Genomic DNA, 3,416 nt, shown 5'->3' on the forward strand with positions numbered 1-3,416 from the left:
CTGCAACGATATTTTGGTGGTAGATTCGCTTACACTCTGGGTTTTCATCGATAAAGAAACGCAGAAAATTAAAAGACTGGATGAGAATTGGCTGAGCTTGCTGTGATTTTAATAAATATGTTTATTTTCGTGATCTATAAAACGACATGGAAACAAAATATACAGAAAATCATTTTGAAGAATTTGAAAAATACGAAGCGCTTTCCGATCAGGATATTTTTACGAAAATCTGGACCGAGCCGCGAAGGGTTTTCAAATTTATAAACGATACGCAATACGAAAAATACCTTTATCTACTGATGATATTTGCAGGTATTGGAAGAGCTTTTGACAGGGCATCTTCAAAAGATATGGGCGATGATTCCTCTCTTTATTTTATTGTTTTTAGCTGTATTGTTTTTGGCGGAATGTTGGGCTGGATTTCCTATTATATTTACGCAGCATTATTAAGCTGGACCGGAAAATGGTTAAACGGCTTAGGAAATACTTCTGCAATCTACAGAATGATGGCTTATGCCATGATTYCTTCTATTTTAGCTTTGTTCTTTTTGTTTTTGCAGGTTGCGGTTTACGGTCAGGATTATTTTAAAAGCAATACAGACTATCTTGAAGGCAATATTGCGGGAAGCATTCTTTTCTGGATTTCATTTGCATTCGAAACGCTCCTGTCTATTTCATCACTTGTTTTTACGGTGATCGGGCTTTCTGAGGTGCAGAAATTTTCGATAGGAAAAGCCATTGCCAATCTTTTTTTACCCATTCTGATTATTGTTGTGCCTATTATTTTAATCGCATCGATGGCGATGATATTTTAAGTAAATCAAAATTAAAGTCGGAGTAAGGTGATTCGTTTACCTGTCGAATTTCCTTATCTTTGCAACATGATACGTATTACAAAGATTTTTACATTCGAAACTGCGCATGTTTTGTACAACTATGACGGGAAATGTAAAAATATGCACGGGCATTCCTATAAACTTTTCGTTACAGTAAAAGGGAAACCGATAAATGACCTTGAAAATCCTAAAAACGGAATGGTGGTAGATTTTGGCGATATTAAAGATATTGTAAAATCTGAAATCGTTGACGTTTGGGATCATGCTGTTTTGATCAACGGGGTTTCTCCGCACAGAGAATTGGGCGAAGGTTTAGAAAATCAGGGTCATAAAGTGATTTACTGTACTTTTCAGCCGACCTGCGAAAATATGTTGTATGCCATCGCTGCAAAGATAAAATCAAAACTTCCGGAAGGGATTTCTTTAGCTTATCTTAAACTTCACGAAACCGAAAACTCATACGGAGAATGGTTTGCAGAAGATAATTAATTTTTTTTTACTGAATTTAAAATATAAAAGGTGATTAAAACATCCATCAGTTTAGAGCCGGGAAAAAAAGTGTACTTTGCTTCAGATCAGCATTTTGGGGCTCCAAATCCTAAGGAGAGCAAACTGCGTGAAGAAAAATTTATCCGATGGATGAATGAGATCAAAGAAGATGCTCAGGTTTTGTTTCTGATGGGAGATTTGTTTGATTTCTGGCATGAGTGGAATCACGTTATTCCCAAAGGTTATGTGCGTGTTCTCGGGAAAATTGCCGAGCTGAAAGATCACGGCGTTCAGGTTTATTTTTTTGTAGGAAACCACGATTTGTGGATGAAAGATTACCTTGAGGAAGAAATTGGCTGCACGGTTTTTTACAAAAAACAATATTTTGAAATCTCCGGGAAACAATTCCTTTTAGCTCACGGCGATGGATTGGGACCGGGAGATAAAGGCTATAAAAGAATGAAAAAAGTCTTTACAAATCCTGTTGCACAATGGTTTTTCAAATGGCTGCATCCCGATATTGCAATGAAAATTGCATTGTATATGTCGCAAAAAAATAAAATGATTTCCGGGGAAGAAGACAAGGCGTTTTTGGGAGAAGACAAAGAGTTTTTGATCATTTATTCTAAAAAGAAGCTCGAAACCGAGAAGATCGATTACTTTATTTACGGTCACAGACACTTGCCGATGGTTTTAGATTTAGAAAAAAATTCAAAATACATCAATCTGGGAGACTGGATTTCGTATTTTACCTACGGTGTTTTTGAGCAGGATTTTCAATTGAAAACCTTTGAAAATCAGGAATAAAAAAAATTACCCCAAATAAATGAGGTAATTCACGTTATAAAGATTTTAAGGTCTTTATTACTAATCCATATTCCGGGGGTGAAGTTACAAAAACCCGACCAAAATTTGCAATTTTTACAATAAAGATTTGTGAATTATTATGCATGAAATAGTAATTGATTCATTCTGAATCTTTAAGCTGCTAAATAACTGAAATAAATTGGAAAATATTTTTGATATAAAGACCAAAGAAGGCTTTCTGGCAGCTTGTCTGGAAACCTTCAGATTTCAATATGAAAATGTTGAGATTTACAGAAAGTTTGTTGATTACCTGAATGTAAAACCTGAAACGGTAAAAGAGATTAACCAAATTCCTTTTCTGCCGATCGAAATGTTTAAAAATCATCAGATTTTAAATAAAAATGTTTCAACAGATCTATTTTTTCAAAGCTCGGGAACCACGCAGATGAATTTGTCTAAACATTTCATTGCCGACGAAAATATTTATCAGGAAAGTATTTATAAAAGTTTCGAACAGTTCATTGGAAAGCCCGAAGATTTTATTTTTCTCGGATTGCTGCCAAGTTATCTTGAAAAGCAAAATTCTTCTTTAATTTATATGGTCGATTTTTTAATGAAAAAATCCGGAAAACCTGAAAACGGATATTTCCTTTACAACCATGAAGATTTATTTGAACTTTTAAATGAATTAAAGGATAAAAAAGTGATTCTTTTCGGGGTTTCATTTGCGCTTTTAGATTTTCTGGATTTTTGTGACTTAAACTCTAAAATCCTCAAATTCTCAGACACTCTGACTGTGATAGAAACCGGCGGAATGAAGGGCAGAAAAGAAGAAATGACCAAAGACGAATTGCTGGAAATTTTGCAGGAAGGCTTTAAGACAGATAAAATTTATTCGGAATATTCTATGACCGAACTTCTTTCGCAAGCGTATTCTTTAGGGAAAAATGAGTATCAATGTCCAAACTGGATGCGGATTTTAATAAGAAATGTAGAAGATCCGTTCAGCTATGAAAAAGAAGGAAAAACCGGGGCAATTAATATTATTGATCTTGCAAATATTCATTCCTGCTCATTTATTGCGACTCAGGATCTTGGTAAAATTGACGGCGATAAATTTCAGGTTTTAGGAAGGATTGATCATTCTGATATTCGGGGTTGTAGCTTGTTAGTTAGTTAGTTAGTTAGTTAGTTAGTTAGTTAGTTAGTTAGTTAGTTAGTTAGTTAGTTAGTTAGTTAGTTAGTTAGTTAGTTAGTTAGTTAGTTAGTTAGTTAGTTAGTTAG

The 3,416-nt window shown here is 34.4% G+C and carries 4 protein-coding genes; all 4 read left to right on the forward strand.

All coding sequences use genetic code 11. From position 1 onward, the window contains the following. Positions 1 to 146: 146 nt before the first annotated feature. The 4 genes from AB4Y90_RS16705 (at position 147) to AB4Y90_RS16720 (ending at position 3,312) form a co-directional block, all read left to right on the forward strand. Positions 147 to 815, forward strand: coding sequence for a Yip1 family protein (locus AB4Y90_RS16705; RefSeq protein WP_441558701.1), 669 nt, complete (start codon positions 147 to 149; stop codon positions 813 to 815). A 66-nt stretch (positions 816 to 881) separates the two neighbouring features. Then, positions 882 to 1,325, forward strand: a complete 444-nt coding sequence (gene queD / locus AB4Y90_RS16710) for a 6-carboxytetrahydropterin synthase QueD (RefSeq protein WP_265428154.1) — start codon at positions 882 to 884, stop codon at positions 1,323 to 1,325. 30 nt (positions 1,326 to 1,355) lie between these two features. Further along, positions 1,356 to 2,132 carry a UDP-2,3-diacylglucosamine diphosphatase gene (locus AB4Y90_RS16715; RefSeq protein WP_441558702.1) on the forward strand — a complete coding sequence of 259 codons (777 nt, stop codon included), beginning with the start codon at positions 1,356 to 1,358 and terminating at the stop codon, positions 2,130 to 2,132. 199 nt (positions 2,133 to 2,331) lie between these two features. After that, positions 2,332 to 3,312, forward strand: a complete 981-nt coding sequence (locus tag AB4Y90_RS16720) for a LuxE/PaaK family acyltransferase (protein ID WP_441558703.1) — start codon at positions 2,332 to 2,334, stop codon at positions 3,310 to 3,312. The last annotated feature ends 104 nt before the right edge of the window (positions 3,313 to 3,416 follow it).

The sequence above is a fragment of the Chryseobacterium sp. 2TAF14 genome (genome assembly GCF_052115105.1).
In the GTDB taxonomy this organism is placed as follows: domain Bacteria; phylum Bacteroidota; class Bacteroidia; order Flavobacteriales; family Weeksellaceae; genus Chryseobacterium.